The organism is Devosia sp. BK, from assembly GCF_032907385.1.
Lineage (GTDB): Bacteria > Pseudomonadota > Alphaproteobacteria > Rhizobiales > Devosiaceae > Devosia.
Window position 1 is genome coordinate 1831675 of the sequence record NZ_JAIMBX010000001.1, and the last position, 20779, is coordinate 1852453.

Below are 20779 nucleotides of genomic sequence, written 5' to 3' on the forward strand. Positions count from 1 at the left end.
ATTCAGGTTCTACTTAACGGCGCCCAGCATGCCTTCGACGAAGCGGCGCTGGAGGACAAAGAAAATGATCAGGGTGGGAAGCGTGGCCAAGACGGTCCCGAACAGCAGCATGCCGTAATCGGGGGTATAGGCCGAAGTGAGAGCCGAGAGGATCAGCGTGATCGTCTTGTTATCTGCGGTTTGCAGCACGATCAGCGGCCAGAGGTAGTTATTCCAATTGGCCATGAAGACGATGATGGTGGCCGCCGCATAGGTCGAGCGCATCACCGGCATATAGACATAAAAGAAGATCTGCCACTCGTTGAGGCCATCGATCTTGGCGGCGTCACGCAGCTCGCTCGGGAACGCCTTGGTGGCCTGGCGGAAGTAAAAGATGATGAAGATCGACGCCACGGTCGGCAGGATCGCCGCCGCAAACGTGTTCACGAGCTTTGCCTGGGAGAACATGACAAAGAGCGGGACCATCATGGCGGCGAAGGGGATCGAGAGCAGCAAAAGCAGCAGCGCGAAGACCTTTTCGCGCACCCGCGAGCGGAACATCTCGAAGCCATAACCGGCCAGCGATGAAATGATCAGCGTCAATACCGTGCCGACAATGGCGATGATGGCCGAGTTCATGAAGATGCGCGGGGCATCGACCTGAGCAAAGAAGGTGGCGGCATTGGTGAGGAAGGCACCGCCGGGCGTCGTCTTGCCGCGAATGATATCGGCGGACGCATTGGTGGCGCCGATGATCATCCAATAGAACGGGAAGACCGAAATGAAGGCAGCAAGGCTCAGGAGCGCATAGACCAGGCCGCGACGGAGAATTGCTGGGTTCATGATGACTTCACCTTGCGATCACGCGCCACGAGGAACTGCAGGAAGCTGAGAATGGCGACCAACACCACGATGACCCAGGAGACAGTGGCCGAATAGCCGAAGCTGGGCATGAACTTGAAGGTCAGATTGTAGATGTAGAGCGACAGGGTGACGGTGGAATCCGAGGGGCCGCCGGTGCCGCCAGTGAGGTTGAAGACCTCATCGAAGAGCTGCAGCGTACCGATGGTCGAGACCACGGTGGTGAAGAGGATCACCGGCTTCAGCATCGGGATGGTGAGGTAGCGGAAGCGGGCCCAGGCGGGGACGCCATCGATGCGCGCGGCTTCATAGATCGAGCGATCGATGTTCTGGAGCGCTGCGAGATAGAAGATCATGTTGTAGCCGGTCCACCGCCAGGTGATGGCCATGATGATGGTGACCTTGGCCCAGAAGGGGTCGCCGAGCCAGGAGATGGGGCCGCCAATGATGTGCAGCGCCATCAGCGTCTGATTGACGACGCCATCGACGGCGAACATCGACTTGAAGATGGTGGAGTAAGCAATCAGCGAGGTGACGCAGGGGAGGAAGATCGCGGTGCGGAACAGGCCGCGGAAGCGAAGAGTCGAGTCATTGAGCGCGACGGCGAAAAGCAGCGCCAGCGTGATCATGATCGGCACCTGCACGATGAAGAACGTGAAGGTATTGATCAGGGCGCGGATAAAGACCGGGTCCTTTGTCAGGCGCTGGATATTGGCGAGACCGCCAAAGCTGAGATTCATCCCCTTGCCGACCTGGAAGCTCATCCAGAGCGACCAGACGATGGGATAGATCATGAACAGCCCAAGCAGGACCAATGCCGGCATGACGAAAAGCCAGCCATTTATCCGCTCACTGCGCGCGAGACCCGATTGCGCCACGACAGACTCCTTGTCGGTGGATTGCTGTTTCACTCACCTCGATACGAGATGAAGACATCAGACCGCCCTGCCCGACTGCCCATGAAAGGATACAGCCGAGGGCCCCGCGATCACTCGCGAAGCCCCTGGGAGGACAGAATTGGGGGCGACGTTGCCGCCCCCGTGCAGATTACTGCATCTGCTGCTGGGCCTGATCGTTGATGGCCTGGAGGGCCGCATCGATATCACCGCCCTGGATGATCGTGGGCAACTGAGCCGCGACAGCGGAGTCAACTTCGGCCGTGAAGGTGCCATAGCTGACGCTCGGGATCTGACCGAGCCAGGTCGAGAAGTTCTGCCAAACGGGCGCACCGCCGAAGAAATCGTCGGAGGCCTTATAGGCTTCGCCTTCACGCGCCGAGAGGAGCGAACCGACAGCGCCGCGCTTGATCAGGATGTCCTGATAGAAATCCTGGTCGCCGGCCCAGACGGTCTTGAAGAAGTCGATAGCTTCTTCCTTGTTGTCCGAAGAGGACAAGAGGAACCAGCTCGAGCCGCCCTGGTTGGACGCATTGACCGAACCTTCGAGATCGAGGCGCGGGATCGGGGCAACAGCCCACTTGCCGGACTGATCAGCATTGGCCTTGATCGTCGCGGTGATCCAGACACCGACGGGAACCACGGCAACTTCGCCACCGGTGAAGGCACCGGTATATTCGGCCCAGCCGGAAACCGGCTTGACGAGGTCAGCCTGGTAGAACTTGGCATAGGTTTCGAGCGACTTCTTGAGCGCAGCATTGTCCGTGATGTGGAGCGAGCCGTCTTCGTTGAAGTACCATTCGCCAGCCGACTGCATCATCATGCGGATGACGCCGGTATCGTTCATGTCGAGGTCGAGCAGCTGCTTGCCGGTCTTTTCCTTGACGGTCTTGCCGATTTCGACAAGCTGGTCCCAGGTGATGTTTTCGAGATCAGCGGCCTTGAAGCCAGCTTCTTCGAGGTAGTCCGAGCGGTAGAAGAGACCGGTCACGCCGGAGTCGAACGGGACCGAGTAGGACTTGCCATCGAGGGTCGCGGCCGCAACCTTATAGGGCGCGAAAACCGACATATCGATCGAATCCGAAAGCGGCTCGAAAGCGCCGGGGAACGACTGCAGGTACTTCTGGGCAATGTCGTCCTGGATCAGAACGATATCGGGGAGACCATCGGTGCTGCCAGCGAGAAGCTGAGTCTGCAGCTTGGCACGGATGTCGTCCTGGCTCGCGGTATCGTCGACGTTGAACGTCGTTTCCGGATGAGCCTTGGTGTAGATTTCACCAGCTTCGCGCATGGTGTCGCCATTGAAGGCCTTATCCCAAACCCAAACCGAGATTTCGCCGGCAGAGGCAGAAGCCGCAGCGACGGTCACGATGCTGATACCAGCCAGGGCAACACAAAGGGTGCGCTTCCAGCGCATGGACATATCTGTCATAGTTTCCTCCCATAGAGGTGGTCCTCACCACCTTGAGGGAGACTGTAGCCGCTAAAATTCCAGCGCGCAAATAATTTCAGTAAATTTTTACTGCGTTATTTTTCAACGGGTTGGCGGGTGCTCGCGCGCCAAACCAGCTTGGATGCCAAGGTAATTTGCTTGGCAAGATCACGCCCCCCGACCCGCTCGAGCAAGAGCTCGATGGCCGCCTCGCCGATCTCTTCGGCAGGCAGATGAACCGTCGTCAGCGGCGGATTGAGGAACTGCGCGACGGAAATGTCATTGAAACTCGCCACCCCGATATCGCCGGGAATGGTCAGGCCGCGCTCGTGAATGGCGCGATAGGCACCGATGGCCATTGAATCGTTGAAGGTAACGATGGCATCGAACGGGCGGCGATCGGCGAGGAGATCGCGCGTCAGGCGATAGCCGCCCTCCTCCGTATTGTCGCCCGAGCGGAAGAGACGGTCATCGAACCAGCCGGCGGCGGTCATCCAGTGAACGAAGGCCTGGGCGCGGCGATCGCCCCAGCCGATATAGGCGATGCGCCGGTAGCCGCGCTGAGAGAGCGCGGCGAGCAGCTTTTCCATGGCGGACCAGAGATCGGCGGACACGGAATCGATGTCGTCATCGGGCGGGACGTGATCGGCAAAGACGATCTGGCGGCAGTGGTGGCGGAGCCAATCGATCTCGTCTTCGTCGTGACGGCCGATGACGATCGTGCCGGACGCGTCCTGCAGGAGGTTCGCATCGGGGCGCGCGTCGGTGTGGTAAACTTTTACCGTTTCGATCTTGAGCGCGGCGCAGCGGCGCTCGATGCCGAGGCGCATGGCGACATAGTAGGGATCGACCAGTTCGCGCTCGGGAGCGAGAAAATGCACCAGCGCAACCTTGATCAGGCCCTGCTGCTGGTTGGCGCGGTTGCGATTGCGCGGGGTCGAATAGTTGAGCGCTTCGGCCGTTTCGATGATCGCCTGGCGCTTACGGGTCGAAATCGACAGCGTCATATCGTAGTTGAGCACGCGCGAAACCGTGGCGCTTGAAACGCCCACTGCGGCTGCGATTTCCCGGAGGGTGACCATGGGCGCGAAGCTATAGTCAGGCCATGCGCGCGGTCAACAACACGTATCAAGTCGCGCGGTTTTTCCAAAGGCCATGCAAATGGATTTGCCGGAGCCGCGCCAATATGACAGGAATATTGCCACACTTAAACGGACCAGTGAGACATGGCCCGAACCGAGCTTTCGATCCTGATCATTGACGAGAATCGCATCCGCGCCTCGATCATCGAGGAAGGTTTGCGTGAGGCCGGGCACACGGAAGTCGCGGTGATCCACGACGTCAACGAAGTGGCGCGGACGATCGAGCGGGTAGCGCCCGATGTGATCGTCATCGATCTCGAAAATCCCAAGCGCGATACGCTCGAGCATTTTTTCTCGTTATCGCGCGCGGTGCAGCGGCCGATCGCCATGTTCGTCGACCGCTCCGATGTGGGAATGATCGAAAAAGCGGTCGAGGCCGGGGTTTCGGCCTATGTGGTGGATGGGCTCAAGAAAGAGCGCGTCAAATCGATCCTCGACATGGCGGTCTCGCGCTTCAATGCCTTTGCCCGGCTGACGCGGGAGCTGGAAGAAGCGCGATCGGCGCTTGAAGAGCGGAAAATCATCGATCAGGCAAAATCGATCCTGATCGAGACGCGGGGGCTTTCCGAGCCAGAGGCCTACAATCTCCTGCGCAAGACAGCGATGAACCAGAATCGGCGGATCATCGATATCGCCCAAAGCCTGATCACCGCCGCAAAACTCCTGGGGCCATAGAAGATCATGTCGACCACCCTGCTCCATGCCGGATTTTTGCCGCTGCTCGACAGCGTGCTGCTGGTGCTCGCCAAGGAACTGGGCTTTGCCGAGAACGAGGGCCTGGCGCTGCAACTGACGCGCGAGACATCGTGGGCGAATATCCGCGACCGCTCGGCGCTTGGACATTTCGATGTGGCGCAGATGCTGGCGCCCATGCCGATTGCCGCAAGCCTTGGACTGACGCCGATTGCGACCAAGATGATTGCGCCGGTGGTGCTGGGCTTGGGAAATAATGCGATCACCGTCAGCGCCGCGCTCTGGGAGCAGATGCAGCGCGAGGGTGCGGTTACCGATCTCGAGGCGGGCCCCGCTGGTACCGCCTTGGCGAAAGTGGTCGCGAGTGGCGGCAAAAAGCTGCGCTTTGGCGTCGTGCACCAGACCTCGTCGCACAATTATGAGCTGCGCTACTGGCTGGCCGCGAGCGGCATCGTGCCGGATCGTCATGTCGAGATCGTCGTGCTGCCACCGCCCCTTTTGCCGGAGGCGTTGGGCGCAGGTGGGCTCGATGGCTATTGCGTGGGCGAACCCTGGAACAGTGTTGGGGTGGCGCAGCACGGCGCACATATCGTCACGACGAAATCGAAGATCTGGGAATGGAGCCCGGACAAGGTCATGGGCATGCGCGCCGATTGGGCCGAGCGCAATCCCGAGACGGTGGCCGGGCTGATCCGCGCGATCTATCGGGCGGGTGAATGGTGCCAGCAGCGGGAAAACCGGCTGGCAGCGGCGGAGATCATGGCGCGACCGGCCTATCTCGATCTGCCGGTAGATATTGTGGCGCGGGCGCTGACCGGGGAGATCGATGCGGGCGACGCGGTGTTTACGCTGCCGGACTTTTATATTCCGCACGATGGCGCCGCGAATTTCCCATGGAAGAGCCAGGCGCTTTGGTATTTCGAGCAGATGGCGCGCTGGGGCGAGGTTGCCGTGAGCGCGGATAGCGCGCATTTGGCGGCGGAGAGTTTTCGGCCGGACCTCTACCGGGCGGCGCTGGCGCCGATGGGGATCGCGCTGCCAGAGGTAGATTACAAGCGCGAGGGCGATCGGGCGGAAGGGTATGCGCTCGATGGAGTCGCCATGGGTCCGAACCGGTTTTTCGATGGTGGGGTGTTTGAGGCGCGGGTTGGGTAGGGTTAGCTCTCCCAGCTCCGCTTGATGTTTGCCATCATAAGAAGAGGCTAGATGGCCCCGGCGTTTGCCGGAATTTTGTCAGAAAATATCTCGCCTAACTATCGGACTTCCCTCGGGCTTGACCCGAGGGTCTCTTACCCATTCGACAAAGCTTGTGGGTTCCACAATGGCCCTCGGGTCAAGCCCGGGGGAAGGACAGTTGGTGGGGTGATAACGGCGCCTTCGGTGGACGTCTGAAATTTCATCACGCCAATCTCATGCACACAAAATGATCAAGCTGGCGATGATGTGAGCGACTAGGCCTTATCGGCCAGCACGGCGACCTCCAATCGAACACGCTTAAAGCATTGTGATCACTTGACGATCCGCCTTGCCCTTTGATTGGCATGGTTCGTGCAATGTCTTGGGCAAGAGCTCCTCCCAAGACGCTCTCGATGATCGATGTCCAATGCTGGGCGTCAAAGGCAAGGCTGCCAACAGGTGCGAACCGGATTTTCCGGCGACGCATCAGTTGGCGGCCTTTTTGTTTTTCGCTGGAACACACGGAGCCCCACCCGATGGACCTATTGGCTGAATTTTCAGCGCCCGCGCAGGCGACCCGCACCGAGAAGCTGGTGGTGATCGGGGCCGGCATGGCCTCGGGCCGGGCGCTGGAGCATATTTTTGAAGAAACACCTGGCCGGTTTGAGGTGACGCTGTTCGGCTCGGAGCCGCGCGGCAATTATAACCGGCTAATGCTCTCGCCGGTTTTGGGCGGCGAAAAAGAATATGAGCAGATCATCACCCACGACACCACCTGGTATGAGCGGCATGGGGTTTCGACCCGATTTGGCGAAACGATCACGGGAATTGATCGCCAGCGCAAGGTCGTCATCAGCAAAGCGGGCGAGACGCCTTATGACAGGCTGATCATCGCGACGGGCTCGGCGCCATTCATCATCCCGCTCCCCGGCAAGGACCTACCGGGCGTGATGGTGTTTCGCGATCTTGATGACGTCAATGCCATGGTGGAAGCGGCACAGCGGCCCAACCCGAAGGCAGTCGTCATTGGAGGCGGCTTGCTTGGGCTCGAAGCGGCGGCGGCGCTGCGGTTGCGCGGCATGGAAGTGGTGGTGCTGCACATTATGGGCCATGTGATGGACCGGCAGCTCGATCCCGCAGCAGGGTATCTGTTGCAGCGGGATCTCGAAAAGCGCGGCATCAAGGTGCATTGCACGGCACAGACCAAGGCGATCCTTGGCGAGAACTGCGTAGAGGCTGTGGCGCTCGACGATGGCACGACCTATGGCGCCGATATCGTGGTGATGGCGGCCGGCATTCGGCCCGAAACGCGCCTTGCCGTCGATGCTGGCCTCCATGTCGAGCGCGGCATTGTCGTCAACGACCAGATGGTGACCTCGGACCCCGACATTCTGGCGCTTGGGGAATGCGTCGAGCATGAGCGGGTGGTCTATGGGCTCGTGGCGCCGCTTTATGACCAGGCTAAGGTTTTGGCCAAGACGCTGGCCAAGCAGGACGCCGCTTTCCGCCCCGTGCAGACGGCGACGCAACTGAAGGTGACGGGTGTTTCCGTTTATTCGGCCGGCGACTTTGCCGATGCCGAGGACCGGGAAGAGATCGTGCTGCGCGACGCGGCATCGGGCATCTATAAGCGCGTGGTGCTCAAGGACAACAAGATCCTTGGCGCGGTGCTTTATGGCGAGACCGGCGATGGGCCGTGGTTCTACGACATGCTGCGCAAGGGCACGGACACGACAGAGCTGCGCGATACGCTGATCTTCGGACAGGCCTATCAGGGTGGTGCGGCCCTCGACCCGATGGCGGCCGTGGCGGCGCTGCCGGACGATGCTGAAATCTGCGGCTGCAATGGCGTTTGCAAGGGCAAGATCACTGGCGCGATCACGGGGATGGGCCTGACCGATCTCGATGGGGTGCGCGCCCATACCAAGGCTTCGGCCTCATGCGGATCGTGCACGCATCTCGTTGAAAAGCTGATGGCGATTACGCTGGGCGATGCTTACAACCCCGCCGCCGTGAAGCCGATGTGTCCCTGCACCGACTATGATCATGGCGCGGTGCGCCGATTGATCGTCGCCAAGGGACTCAAATCCATTCCCGAGGTGATGCAGGAGCTCGAATGGAAGACCTCCTGCGGCTGCGCCAAGTGCCGGCCAGCGCTCAATTACTATCTCGTGGCCGAATGGCCGGGCGAATATGAGGATGACGGGCAGAGCCGATTCATCAACGAACGTGTGCACGCCAATATCCAGAAGGACGGGACCTATTCAGTGGTGCCGCGCATGTGGGGCGGGATGACCAACCCCAAGGAACTGCGCGCCATTGCCGATGTCGCCGACAAGTTCAACATCCCGGCCGTCAAGGTGACGGGTGGGCAGCGCATCGATCTGCTGGGCGTCAGGAAGGAAGACCTGCCCGGCGTCTGGGCCGATCTCAATGCGGCCGGGATGATGTCGGGCGCGGCCTATGCCAAGGGGCTGCGGACGGTAAAGACCTGTGTCGGATCGGATTGGTGCCGGTTTGGGACCCAGGATTCGACTGGCTTCGGCATTCGGCTCGAAAAGTATCTCTGGGGCGCGTGGACGCCGGCAAAGCTGAAGCTCGCGGTGTCCGGCTGCCCGCGCAATTGCGCCGAGGCGACCTGCAAGGATATCGGCGTGATCTGCATCGATAGTGGATATGACATCCATTTTGCCGGCGCCGCCGGGCTCGATATCAAGGGCACGGAACTGCTCGGCCACGCCGACAGCGAGGACGAGGCGCTCGAAATCATCGCGGCACTGACCCAGCTCTATCGCGAGCAGGGCTATTATCTCGAACGCATCTACAAATGGGCCAAGCGCGTCGGGATCGACACGATCAAGGCGGCGGTCATCGAAGATGGCGCCAAGCGCAAGCAGCTCTTTGATCGCTTTGCCTATTCCCAGCAATTTGCCCAGGTCGACCCTTGGGAAGAGCGCGTCAACGGCAAGGACGCCCACGAATTCGCCGCCATGGCCGAATTCGGATTTCCAGTGGCAGCGGAGTAATGGCCATGACCGAATGGATTGAACTCGGACCCGTTGCTGCCGTGCCGCGCCGGGGCGCACGCTGCGTGACGACGCCGGGCGGCAAGATCGCGGTGTTTCGGACGGCAGAGGACCAGATTTACGCGATCGAAAATCGCTGCCCGCACAAGGGCGGGCCGCTCGCCGAGGGCATTGTGCATGGGCGGCACGTGACCTGCCCGCTGCACAACTGGGTTTTCGACCTGTCGACCGGCGAGGCGCAGGGCGCCGACGAGGGGCGGGTCCGGACGTTTCCCGTACGGGTCGAGAACGGGCTGATTTCAATTGCGCCCGACGTACTCATGCAAATCGCTGCCGAGTGATCGGCAGCGGGCGCCCGGATGTCTCCCCCCGGGCGCCTCACTCATTCATTTTCCAAAGGTGTCATGATGTCGATTTTGCCAGGGACTGCTGTGGGCCGCGTGACGCTGGTTGGTGCCGGGCCGGGGGATGCGGAGCTGCTTACGCTGAAGGCTGTGAAGGCGCTGCAATCAGCCGATGTCATTCTCTTCGATGATCTCGTTTCCGACGAGGTGCTGGAGCTGGCACGGCGGGAGGCCAAGCGCATGCTGGTGGGCAAGCGTGCGGGGCGCGATAGCTGCCGGCAGGAAGATATCAACGCCATGATGTTGACGCTGGCCAAACAGGGCAAGCATGTGGTGCGGCTGAAATCGGGCGACCCGATGATCTTTGGCCGCGCGGGCGAGGAGATTGCGAGCATCGAGGCCGAGGGCATACCGGTGGCGGTGGTGCCGGGGATTACGGCGGGGCTGGCACTGGCGAGCCGGCTCGGCGTGTCGCTGACACATCGGGACCACGCGCAATCGGTGCGGTTCGTGACGGGGCACTCGCGCAAGGGCGATCTGCCGGAGGGGCTCGATTGGCAGGGCCTCGCGGATAGTCGGACGACGACGGTGTTTTATATGGCGCGGCGGATGCTGCCGAAAATCGTCGAGAAGCTCGGGGCTTTTGGGATGAGTGCGGCAACGCCGGCGACGGTGGCGATCAATCTCGGGCGCGGCGACGAGGCGATCTGGCGCGGGCCGCTGGCGGAACTGGTGGCGGCGGCGGAGACGATGGATATCGATGCGCCGACGTTGGTGGCTGTGGGCGACGCGTTGGGGGTTGGCATGATGGTGGCGGCGGCCGAAGACGAGTGGCGCCGGGCGGGGTGAGGGCTAGCGATCGGGTCGGACGAGGACGCGGCCGCGGATCTGGCCACTGAGAATGCGGGTGGCCGCGGCGGGGAGGTCTTCGAGGCCGACCTCTTCGACCAGGGCGGCATAGGCCGAAACGTCGAAGAGTTCGGCGATGCGGGACCAGGCCGCGATGCGGCGCTCATAGGGCTGCATGACGCTGTCGATGCCGAGAAGGTTCACGCCGCGGAGGAGGAAGGGCAGCACATTGGTGCTGAGAGCGACGCCGGCGGTGTTGCCGAGTGCGGCGACGGAGCCGCCGTATTTGACCTGCTTGAGCCCTTTGCCCAGGATATTGCCGCCGACACAATCGACGACGCCGGCCCAGCGGGCGGGTTCGAGCGGCTTGTCGGGTTCGGCGAGGAAATCATCGCGGCCAAGCAAGGACTTGGCGCCGAGGGCGGTGAGGCTGTCGCTGTTTTCTGGGCGGCCGGTGAGCGCGGTGACGGAATAGCCCAGGCGTGCGAGGAGCGCGATGGCGATGGTGCCGACGCCGCCGGAGGCGCCGGTGACGAGGACATCGCCTTGCGCGGGGGTGAGGCGTTCGGATTCCAGGCGATCGACGGCGAGCATGGCGGTGAGGCCCGCGGTGCCAACGATCATGGTATCGCGGGTGGTGAGGCCTTTGGGCAGCGGGACGAGCCAATCGCCGTTGACGCGGGCGCGGGTAGAATAGCCGCCCCAATGGGTCTCGCCGACGCGCCAGCCGGTTAAAACTACAGCATCGCCAGGGGCATAGCGCGGGTCGGAACTGTCGCCGACGGTGCCCGAGAAGTCTATGCCAGCGATATGGGGGAAGGTGCGGACGAGACCGCCCTGCCCTGTCAGGCAGAGGCCATCCTTATAGTTGAGGCCGGCCCATTCGATGTCGACGGTGACATTGCCTTCAGGGAGCGCGGCGTCTTCCAAGGTCTCGACGGAATTGGTGACGGTGCCGTTTTCATCCCTTTGCGACACCAGGGCGCGGAAGCTCATGCCGTTTCTCCTCCCAAGAATTGGGTGAAAGGTAGAGTCTTGGGCGGGAAAGTCAAAAGCGGACAGGGGTAATTTGATTCAGGGAATGTGATTTGCTTGGGAACACTGGAAAATCCAGGCTTTTGTGACGAATTTGTTGCGCGCGACTTGATTGGTTCAGACTTTTGGATAGACATTTGCTCTCTATCATCCGAAAGACGTTGTCCCATGAGCCGCAATTTTCTGGTCGTCGATCCCGAGGAGGATATCGAGGTCTTGAAGGGTCTCGCGTCTCCGATCCGGGTGCGGATTTTGAAATTGCTCCATGTCGAGGGGCCGCTGAATGGCAATGACATTGCCGAGCGCCTGACGCTGCCGCAATCGACGGTTTCCACCAATCTGCAGATCCTGGAAAATGCCGGTCTGATCCGGACCGAGACGCAGAAGGCGCGCAAGGGCAACCAGAAGATTTGCCACTCGACGTTCGACGAAGTGCTGGTGATGTTCAAGGAAGACATCTCGCCGCTGCGCTCGAATGCAGTCGAGGTGGCGATGCCGTTGGGGCTCTATACGAGCTTTGACGTGTCGGCGCCGTGCGGGCTCTGTTCGACCGAAGGGATCATCGGTCTCCTCGATGTGCCGGACACTTTCCTTGATCCCGAGCGCATGAAGGCGGGGCTGATCTGGTTCACGCAGGGCTTTTTGGAATATCAGTTTCCGAACAATGCAAAGCTTGCACAGAATACGATTGAAGTGCTTGAATTTGCGCTGGAATTAAGCTCGGAAGTGCCAGGGACGTCGGCGGATTGGCCAAGCGATATCACGCTTTCGGTCAATGGGACCGAGATCGGTACCTGGACGTCGCCGGGGGACTTTGGCGACAAGCGCGGCGTCTACACACCGGACTGGTGGAAGCTCAAGGGCAGCCAATATGGCAAGCTCAAGAGCTGGCGCGTGACCAATGAAGGCACCTATGTCGACGGGGTGAAGATTTCGCCGGTGTCGCTGGTGGATCTGGATTTGGCGAACCACCACTCGATCCGCTTGCGCATTGCGGTGAAACCCGATGCCAAGCATCCGGGCGGGATCAATGTGTTTGGTCGCGGTTTTGGGAACTATGACCAGGATATCATTATGCGGTTGCAGACGGCTCGCTAGACCATACGCCCAGTCGGCCATAGCGGCCTGCAAATGCCGGTTTTCTCCGCTTCCGGTGCTCACGTACGGATGTACGCTCCGCTCCGGTTCTCGAAAACCACCATTTTCGCCTCGCTCTGACTCAACTGGTCGCACGGTCTAGTGCAAAACTACGCCTCTCCAAAAATCATACAAAAGTGCGCGGGACCGCTTGCGCAGAGGCGTTTAACTCCTGTACAACCGATTAACTGATCCAAATCAGAAAAACGGATTGAATGGGAGGACGGGGTGAAGGCTTCTGTCGTTGCGAATAAGGACTACACGATCTCTAAAATTGACGATCGTGTCTATGGGGCATTTTTGGAGCACCTCGGCCGCGCAATCTATGAAGGCATTTATGAGCCTGACCATCCGACGGCCGACAAAGACGGGATGCGTGGCGACGTCGCCAAGCTCGTAAAGGACCTCAATGTACCCGTGGTGCGCTATCCCGGGGGTAACTTCGTTTCCGCCTATAATTGGGAAGACGGCATCGGCCCGCGTGAGGAGCGCCCGACCCGCCTGGACCTTGCCTGGCACACGTCGGAAAGCAATGCCGTGGGCGTCCACGAATTTGCCGACTGGTGCGCGACTGTCGGCACCGAAATGATGCTGGCCGTGAACCTTGGTTCGCGCGGCGTCGATGAGGCCCGCAATTTCCTTGAATATGTGAACCATCCCGGCGGCACCTACTGGTCGGACCTCCGCATCAAGAACGGCCGCAAGGACCCGTGGAACGTCAAGATGTGGTGCCTTGGCAACGAGATGGACGGCCCCTGGCAGGTCGGCCACAAGGATGCCGACGAATATGGCAAGCTCGCTGCCAACACCGCCCGCGCCATGCGCATGTTCGACAAGGACCTCGAACTGATCGTCTGCGGTTCCTCGCATATGGACATGCCGAGCTTCCCCGACTGGGAACGCATCGTGCTCGAGCATACCTATGACCATGTGGACCACATCTCGCTCCATATGTACTTCGCCAATCGCGATGACAACACGCCTAACTATCTGGGCCTGAGCGAAAAGCTCGACCGCTATATCGAGACCGTCGCTTCGACGATCAAGCAGGTCAAGGCCAAGAAGAAGAGCAAGAAGGACATCTACATCTCCTTTGACGAATGGAACGTCTGGTACCATTCGAACAAGAAGGATCGCGAGATCCTCGACGGCAACAGCGGCTGGCCGCACGCGCCGGGCTTGCTCGAAGACATCTACAATTTCGAAGACGTCCTGATGGTCGGCCTGATCCTCAACACCTTCATCCGCCGCTCGGATGTGGTGAAGATCGCCTGTATCGCCCAGCTCGTGAACGTGATCGCGCCGATCATGACCGAAAAGGGTGGCCCAGCCTGGGCCCAGACCATCTACTACCCCTACTACTTCGCTTCCGTCTTCGGCCGCGGCACCGCGCTGCAACTGCTGACGACCTCGCCGGGCTACGAAACGACCCACGCCAAGGACACGGCATTTGTCGACGTTTCCGGCGTGCACAATGAAGAAGAAGGCACGCTGAGCCTCTTCCTCGTCAATCGCCACACGACGGACAGCATCGAAACCGAAGTGAGCCTGCAGGGCTTTGCGGGTGGTTCGGTGATCGACCATCAGGTGATGACGCATCCGGATCTGAAGGCCGTCAACACGGCCGGCAAGCAGGATGAAGTCAAGCCAAAGAAGGGCGAAGGCGCCAAGATTGCCGATGGCAAGCTGACAGTGACCCTGCCGCCTTATTCGTACCAGATGGTGCGGGTGAAGATTTAAGGTCGGGCCCCTTAAAGGCCCCCTCACCTGGCGCGTTGCGCCGACCTCTCCCCCAAAGGGAGAGGTTAAGCGTCCAACACGCGTCTTTGAGATGCGGGTTGGGTAGCATTACGGTAACATTCACCGCCTCCCAACGGTGAAACAGGGGACACATCGGCCACGGTGTGTCCCTTTGCTTTTTGTATCATGTTTCCCGATTTATATCACTTCGGCGATTGACAAGAATTAAGCCCTCGTTAGTATGACTTTTGATGGCACTGGAGGGTGCCAAAGGAAGTGCGGAGGCATTTCCGCTCTTGGGAGGATACAGAATGGATAGACGTAGTTTCCTTATCGGGACGACGGCAGTCGGCGCGCTGATGGTTGCAGGCAAGGGCCTGGCCTTCGCGCAGGAAGCCGAAGGCACGGCGCCTGACCTGGCCCAATTTCCACGCAACGAGACGGTGATCGTCCACAATCCGGAAGGCATCATTCGCAATCCGGCTTGGTTCAACCTGTGGGCTGTGGGCGCCGGCAACGGCACGTCCAACGGCCTGCACCAGCTGACGACCGACACGCTCTGGTTCATCGATCCAGATGCAGGCCTCGAAGGCGCCAGCGAGAACGCCGTCTACAATTCGCTGGCCGACGACCTCTGGCAATATAACGAAGACTTCACGGAAATGACCGTGAAGCTCAAGCAGGGCATCTTCTGGAGCGACGACGTCGAATTCACCGCTGATGACGTGGTGTTCACCGTCCAGAAGCAGGCTTCGACACCCGGCACGCCGTACAATGGTGCGTTCTCGGTTCAGGTTGCCGAAGTTACGGCGCCGGACAAATATACCGTCCACTTCAAACTCAACAAACCGAACTCGCGCTTCCATACCCTGTTCGCCGTGCGCTGGACCGCCGCCTGGATCATGCCAAAGCATGTCTATGAAGGCGTCGAAGACATCCTCAGCTACGATGCGAACCCGCCGGTTTCCATCGGGCCCTACACGCTCCACTCGTTCGACCCGAACGGCACCTGGTATATCTGGCAGCGCCGCGAAGACTGGCAGCGCACGGCCATGGGCATGATTTCGGAACCGCATCCGAAATATGTCATCTACCGGAACAATATTTCGACCGACAATCGCCTGATCGAGATCCGCAACGGCAATCTCGACATGGTGCACGATCTGACGCCGGAAGGCACTTTCTCGGTGGTGCAGCAGGATCCGCAGATCCAGGGCTGGTTCCCGGGCTTCCCCTATGCGCATCCCGATCCCACGCTCGTCATGGCGATCCCGAACCATCAGAATCCAAAATTCCAGGACAAGCGCGTCCGCTGGGCTCTGGCGCTCATGCTCGATGCGCGCACCATGTCCATGGCCTCATATCGCGGCGCGGCAACGCTCTCGGCCATCTCCGTGCCACCGACCGGTACGCATCCGCGCGATTACCATGCGCCGCTGCAGGATTTCCTCATCAATTACGAAGTGGAAGCCGGCGGCAACAAGGTGAAGCCATACGACCCGAACATCGGCATGCAGATCGCCGATATGGTTCGCGGCCAGTTTGGCGACGCGGTGCCGAGCGAAGAAGAAGCCGTGCGCAACGCCTTCGGCTATGGCTGGTGGAAGCAGGACATTCCCACCGCTGAAGCCCTCCTCACCGATGCCGGTTTCACCAAGAACGGCAATCAGTGGATGATGCCCGACGGCCAGCCCTTCACCTTCTCGGTGATGGTGCCGCAGGAAGGCGTGGTCAACCGTCTCGGCGTGATCATCGCCCAGACCTGGGCCCAGAACGGCATCGGCGCCACTGCCGAAGTCGACGCCGATCCATGGGGCCGCCAGCGCGTCGGCAATTTCGAAGTCAACATTGCCTGGGCCGTGGAAACCTGGGGCGGTCACCCCGACCTCTCGTTCTTCCTCGACAGCTACCACTCGGCCTATGTCGCCGAGCCGGGCGCCTCTCAGCCTGACCGCAACTGGATGCGCTGGAAGGATCCGCGTCTCGACGCGATCATCGAAGAGATCCGCGGTACCGACTTCAACGACCCCAAGGGCACCGAACTCGGCCACGACTTCGTCAAGCTCCACCTCGAAGAAATGCCGAATATCCCGATCATGGCCTACAACGTGTTCTCCATTCAGTCGAACCGGTTCTGGACCGGCTGGCCGAACGCGGAAAACAACTATGCCAACCCGGTGACCAACTGGTCGAACGGCCGCTACATCTTCACCCAGATCACTCCGGTCGACGGCGCGGCGTAACAGTCCTCCCTGGTGGCCCGGTCTTTCAGGCTGGGCTGCCCCCGGGATGCGCGGGCCACTGCGCATCCCGTGGATTTTTGCTCGCAGCTCGCGCGTCGGAAGAGCCCCACGCCCATTCCATTGGGATCGAGCGCCAGCTGTCGGGTGTAGAGATATAGACCAGGCTTCGGTGCATGCCATTCGAGCGCAGCTCTCATGGCCTTCTCACCTAAATTCGCTCCACTGGAGCAAATTTGCCTGCGGCACGGTTCGAAGTTGAGGAGACCGTATGCACGGTTATTTGTTGTTTGTCGGGAAGCGGGCGCTGCTGATGTTTGCAGTGATCTTCTTTGGCATATCGGCCATGTTTCTGGTCACTTATCTCTCCCCCATCGATCCGGTGGAACAGGTCCTGGGCCGGCTTTCGGCGCGGTCGAACCTTTCACCTGAAGCCATTGCCTCGACGCGCGAGGCGCTGACGGCGATGTTCGGCACCGGGCAGCCGATGCATGTGCAATATTGGAATTTCTGGACCCGGCTGATCCAAGGCGATCTCGGCGCTTCGCTGATGGCGTTTCCGACGCCGGCCATGGAATTGGTGATGCGCGGCATGCCCTGGACTCTGGGCCTCCTGCTCACCTCGACAGTCATCACCTTTATCGTCGGCAATCTGATGGGCGGGCTCGCCGGCTATTTTCAGAACAACCGGTTCTTCAAGGCCTTTGGCATCGTGACCATGGGCCTCCAGCCGATCCCCTACTACATAGTCGCCTTCATCATTCTGGTCATCTTCGGTTTCCTCTGGCCTGTGCTGCCGATTTCGGGCGGGTTCAGCATGGACGTGCGGCCGAGCTGGACCATGCCGTTCATTCTCTCGGTGCTGCAGCACTCGCTGCTCCCGGCCTTTTCGCTGGTGCTCGTGGGCCTCGGTGGCTGGTTCATCGGCATGCGCGCGCTGGTCTCCAATATCGTGACGGAAGACTATGTGACCTATGCCGAGCTTGCCGGCGTCAAGCGCGAGACGATCGTCAGCGGCTATGTGATGCGCAATGCGCTGGTGCCGCAGGTGACGGCGCTCGCCATGGTGATCGGCGGGGTATTCTCCGGCACGATCATCACCGAGCAGGTGTTCAACTATCCCGGCATGGGATCACTGCTCGTCGATGCGGTGAATGCGGGCGATTATTCGACCGTGCTTGCCGTGTGCACGGTGTCGATCACCGCCGTCGCCTTTGCCATCTTCATCGTGGACTTGCTGCATCCGCTGCTCGATCCACGCGTGCGTACGGAGTAAGGCCATGTTCGCCGTTTTCCGCGACCTTATCCGCTACAATCTCGAATTCGCCATCGGCCTCGTTCTCGTCGGCATCATGGTGATCTTTGCGGCACTCTCGTTCTTTTCGCCGGTCGATCCGACCCTGATCTATATGGCGATCCCCGACCAGCCGCCTTCGGCGCAATATTGGTTTGGGACCAATTCGCGCGGCCAGGATCTGTTCTGGCACCTTTCGGCTGCGTTCCGGAACAGCCTTGGCTTTGGCATTACCGTCGCCGTGCTGTCGCGCATCATCTCGATTTCGGTTGGGCTCGCTGCGGGCTATCTCGGCGGCTGGGTCGATCGCGTGTTGATGTTCATCAACGACATCTTCGTTGCCGTGCCGATCTTCCCGATCCTCGTGCTGTTCTACTTTGTCCTGCGCAACAACATGGACAGCTTCACCATGGCGCTGATCCTCGCCTGTTTCGGCTGGCCGTTCGACGCGCGCCTGATCCGCTCGGTGGCGCTGGGCCTGAAACATCGCGAATTCACGCGACATGCCGTCTTTGCCGGCATGTCGACGCGAAAAGTGCTGCTCGAAGAGCACCTGCCCTATGTGATGCCCATCGTCTTTTCGACCTTCATGAACAACATGCTCTGGTCGATCGGCATGGAGGTGACCCTCGCCGTTCTCGGCTTCACCAATATCAACAATCCGACGATCGGCACGGTGCTCTATTGGGCCAATAGCCACTCGGCGATGGTGGTGGGGACATGGTGGTGGATCGTCATTCCGGTGATCCTGATCGTCATGACCTTCCTTGGCCTGTTCCTCCTCGCCGTGAGCATGAACGAATATATCGACCCGCGCAGCCGCCTGCGCCGCATGGGGGCCTGACTATGACCCGCGACAGCAAACCCGATCTTCTGAAAGTCGAAGGGCTCAAGGCCTATTACCAGATGAACTACTACGGCGTGGAACGCGAAGTGCGCGCCGTGGATGGGATCTCGATGAACATCAAGCGCGGGGAGGTCTACGGCATTGCCGGGGAAAGCTCTTCGGGCAAGACCAGCTTCATCAAGGTGCTTGCCGCCGCCATTCGTCCGCCCCTCAAGGTAGTTGAAGGCACGGTCAAATACGAGTTCAAGAACGGCCCCATCGAGGTGACGACAGCGAGCAAGGCGCAGGTCGAGGATGTGCGCTGGAAGCACCTCTCCTACATCATGCAGGGCTCGATGAGCGTGCTCAATCCGGTGCGCCGGATCGGGCGGACGTTCAAGGATTTTGCGCAGCGGCCGTTGGGGCTGACCGGCGCGGCATTCGAAGCGCGGGTGGTGTCGCATCTGGCGCGGCTCAAGCTACCGCCGGAAGTGTTGAAAGCCTATCCGCACGAGCTTTCGGGCGGCATGCGGCAGCGCGTGACCATTGGGCTCGCGACGGTCTGCCACCCCGAATTCATCATTGCCGACGAGCCGACGACAGCGCTCGACGTCGTTGTGCAGAAAGAAGTGCTGAGCCTCATTCGTGATATCCAGAAGGAGATGGATTCATCCGTCGTCTTCGTGACCCATGACATGAGCGTGCACGCCAATATCGCCGATCGCGTGGGCATCATCTATGCCGGGCGCCTCGTCGAGGAAGGCCCGACGCGGCAGATGTTTTTTACGCCCAAGCACCCCTATACGGCGCATCTGGTGGCGAGCCTGCCGCGGATCGGGGATATGCAGCAGCGACCGGCACTCGAAGGGCGGCCGCCGAATCTGGCCGATCCACCGCAGGGTTGCCGCTTCCATCCGCGCTGTCCGCTGGCCGTGGACAAATGCCGGCAGGAAGTGCCGCCGCTTGAAACGGTAGATGTCGATCATCGCACGGCATGCTGGCGCTGGCAGGACGTCAAGCCGCTGGTTGGTTCGGCGCATCCGGCAGGAGTTATGGCATGACGACGCTTCTCGATGTGCGCAATGTCTCCAAGAGCTTCACCATGGGCGGGATTTTCGGGCGCAAGACCGTTAATGCGGTGATGGATGCGAGCTTTTCGCTTTCGGCGGAAAAGCCCGAGATTTTTACGATTATCGGGGAATCCGGCTCGGGTAAGACGACGCTGGCCCGCATGGTTTTGGGGCTCGAAGATCCCAGCGAGGGGGAAATCCTCTTCCAGGGGCAGAAGGTGAGCCGGCATGCGAGCAAGGCCGAGCGCCTGGCGTTCATGTCCAAGGTGCAGCCGGTGTTTCAGAACCCCTTTGAAGCGTTCAATCCGCTCAAGAAGATCGAGCGGTATCTCGAATCCACCGCGCGGCAGTTTCTCCATACCAAGGACCGGGCGGCGATCGACCGGGCGATGGACGAGGCGCTGCAGAAGGTGGGCTTGAGCCTCAAGGAAGTGCGCGGGCGGTTTCCGCATGAAATGAGCGGCGGGCAATTGCAGCGCTGCGCCATTGCGCGGGCGCTGATCCCCAATCCGCCGCTGCTGATCACTGACGAGCCTGTCTCGATGGTCGATGCGTCGCTGCGGATGAGCATCGTCAACCTGCTCAAGAGCCTGCGCGATGATCTGAAGGTGTCGGTGATCTACATCACGCATGACCTTGCGACGGCCTATTACATTTCCAACCGTCTGATCATCATGCAGCGCGGGCGGATCGTCGAAATGGGCGATGCGCGGACGGTGCTCGATAATCCGCAGCATCCTTATTCGAAGTTGCTGAAGGCCTCGGTGCTGTCGACGGATGATGCGGGGGCTGGGAAGCTCGCGACCGATCCGGGCATGGTGCAGGCGGCCAATGGATTGGTCGGCGAGGCCGGGAAGCTGGTGATGCGGCCGGATGGACGGGAAGTTCGGGTTTATGGGTAGGGGAGGAACCCCCACCTAGCCTCCCCCTGGTAAGGAGGAGGGACGCATCGAGTTTGCCCTTGCGGCTGCGGGCCACCGGCAGATTGCTCCCCCTTCAGGGGGAGGTTAGGTGGAGATCTTTCCTTTGCTCTCGACCG

Annotated in this window: 16 protein-coding genes and 1 pseudogene; 12 read left to right on the top strand and 5 right to left on the bottom strand. The window is 60.5% G+C overall.

What is annotated here, in order from left to right; genetic code table 11:
* Nucleotides 1–9 precede the first annotated feature (9 nt).
* From DevBK_RS08955 to DevBK_RS08970, 4 genes are all read right to left on the bottom strand, one after another.
* A complete protein-coding gene (locus DevBK_RS08955) occupies nt 10–822 on the bottom strand; it encodes a carbohydrate ABC transporter permease (RefSeq protein ID WP_061907238.1) in 813 nt (270 codons plus the stop codon).
* On the bottom strand, nt 819–1664 hold the full coding sequence (locus tag DevBK_RS08960; protein ID WP_061907298.1) for a carbohydrate ABC transporter permease: 846 nt from the start codon (nt 1662–1664) through the stop codon (nt 819–821). Before DevBK_RS08960 ends, DevBK_RS08955 begins: the two co-directional genes overlap by 4 nt.
* Before the next feature lie 223 nt (nt 1665–1887).
* Entirely contained in the window at nt 1888–3168 is a 1281-nt protein-coding gene (locus tag DevBK_RS08965) for an ABC transporter substrate-binding protein (protein ID WP_317185176.1), read from the bottom strand.
* Nucleotides 3169–3263: 95 nt separating this feature from the next.
* On the bottom strand, nt 3264–4250 hold the full coding sequence (locus DevBK_RS08970; RefSeq protein ID WP_062630894.1) for a LacI family DNA-binding transcriptional regulator: 987 nt from the start codon (nt 4248–4250) through the stop codon (nt 3264–3266).
* A 144-nt stretch (nt 4251–4394) separates the two neighbouring features.
* Here DevBK_RS08970 and DevBK_RS08975 point away from each other — a divergent pair, with 144 nt between their 5' ends.
* The 5 genes and pseudogenes from DevBK_RS08975 to cobA all read left to right on the top strand — a co-directional run.
* Complete coding sequence (locus DevBK_RS08975) at nt 4395–4985, top strand: ANTAR domain-containing response regulator (RefSeq protein WP_061907240.1); 591 nt, start codon at nt 4395–4397, stop codon at nt 4983–4985.
* A gap of 6 nt (nt 4986–4991) precedes the next feature.
* A complete protein-coding gene (locus tag DevBK_RS08980; RefSeq protein ID WP_317185177.1) occupies nt 4992–6158 on the top strand; it encodes a CmpA/NrtA family ABC transporter substrate-binding protein in 1167 nt (388 codons plus the stop codon).
* Nucleotides 6159–6715: 557 nt separating this feature from the next.
* On the top strand, nt 6716–9205 hold the full coding sequence (nirB, locus tag DevBK_RS08985; protein ID WP_317185178.1) for a nitrite reductase large subunit NirB: 2490 nt from the start codon (nt 6716–6718) through the stop codon (nt 9203–9205).
* Between the two features lie 5 nt (nt 9206–9210).
* Nucleotides 9211–9546, top strand: coding sequence for a nitrite reductase small subunit NirD (gene nirD / locus DevBK_RS08990; RefSeq protein WP_156352160.1), 336 nt, complete (start codon nt 9211–9213; stop codon nt 9544–9546).
* An 81-nt stretch (nt 9547–9627) separates the two neighbouring features.
* Nucleotides 9628–10398 (top strand): annotated as a pseudogene (gene cobA, locus DevBK_RS08995) (uroporphyrinogen-III C-methyltransferase); the annotation flags it as partial.
* 3 nt (nt 10399–10401) lie between these two features.
* On the opposite strand, the gene DevBK_RS09000 reads toward cobA, so the two are convergent.
* Nucleotides 10402–11394 carry an MDR family oxidoreductase gene (locus tag DevBK_RS09000; protein ID WP_062630891.1) on the bottom strand — a complete coding sequence of 331 codons (993 nt, stop codon included), beginning with the start codon at nt 11392–11394 and terminating at the stop codon, nt 10402–10404.
* A 207-nt stretch (nt 11395–11601) separates the two neighbouring features.
* Between DevBK_RS09000 and DevBK_RS09005 the strand changes: the two genes are divergently transcribed.
* From DevBK_RS09005 to DevBK_RS09035, 7 genes are all read left to right on the top strand, one after another.
* Nucleotides 11602–12531: an ArsR/SmtB family transcription factor gene (locus tag DevBK_RS09005; protein WP_062630890.1), complete on the top strand. Its 930-nt coding sequence runs from the start codon at nt 11602–11604 to the stop codon at nt 12529–12531.
* Between the two features lie 267 nt (nt 12532–12798).
* Nucleotides 12799–14310: an alpha-N-arabinofuranosidase gene (locus DevBK_RS09010; protein WP_317185179.1), complete on the top strand. Its 1512-nt coding sequence runs from the start codon at nt 12799–12801 to the stop codon at nt 14308–14310.
* Between the two features lie 359 nt (nt 14311–14669).
* Nucleotides 14670–16553 carry an ABC transporter substrate-binding protein gene (locus tag DevBK_RS09015; RefSeq protein ID WP_410494065.1) on the top strand — a complete coding sequence of 628 codons (1884 nt, stop codon included), beginning with the start codon at nt 14670–14672 and terminating at the stop codon, nt 16551–16553.
* A gap of 268 nt (nt 16554–16821) precedes the next feature.
* Nucleotides 16822–17826: an ABC transporter permease gene (locus DevBK_RS09020; RefSeq protein WP_061908054.1), complete on the top strand. Its 1005-nt coding sequence runs from the start codon at nt 16822–16824 to the stop codon at nt 17824–17826.
* Between the two features lie 4 nt (nt 17827–17830).
* A complete protein-coding gene (locus tag DevBK_RS09025; RefSeq protein WP_061908053.1) occupies nt 17831–18688 on the top strand; it encodes an ABC transporter permease in 858 nt (285 codons plus the stop codon).
* A 2-nt stretch (nt 18689–18690) separates the two neighbouring features.
* Nucleotides 18691–19731: an ABC transporter ATP-binding protein gene (locus tag DevBK_RS09030; protein ID WP_317185181.1), complete on the top strand. Its 1041-nt coding sequence runs from the start codon at nt 18691–18693 to the stop codon at nt 19729–19731.
* The gene (locus DevBK_RS09035; RefSeq protein WP_317185182.1) at nt 19728–20642 is read left to right on the top strand and encodes an ABC transporter ATP-binding protein; all 915 of its coding nucleotides are present in this window, start codon (nt 19728–19730) and stop codon (nt 20640–20642) included. Before DevBK_RS09030 ends, DevBK_RS09035 begins: the two co-directional genes overlap by 4 nt.
* The last annotated feature ends 137 nt before the right edge of the window (nt 20643–20779 follow it).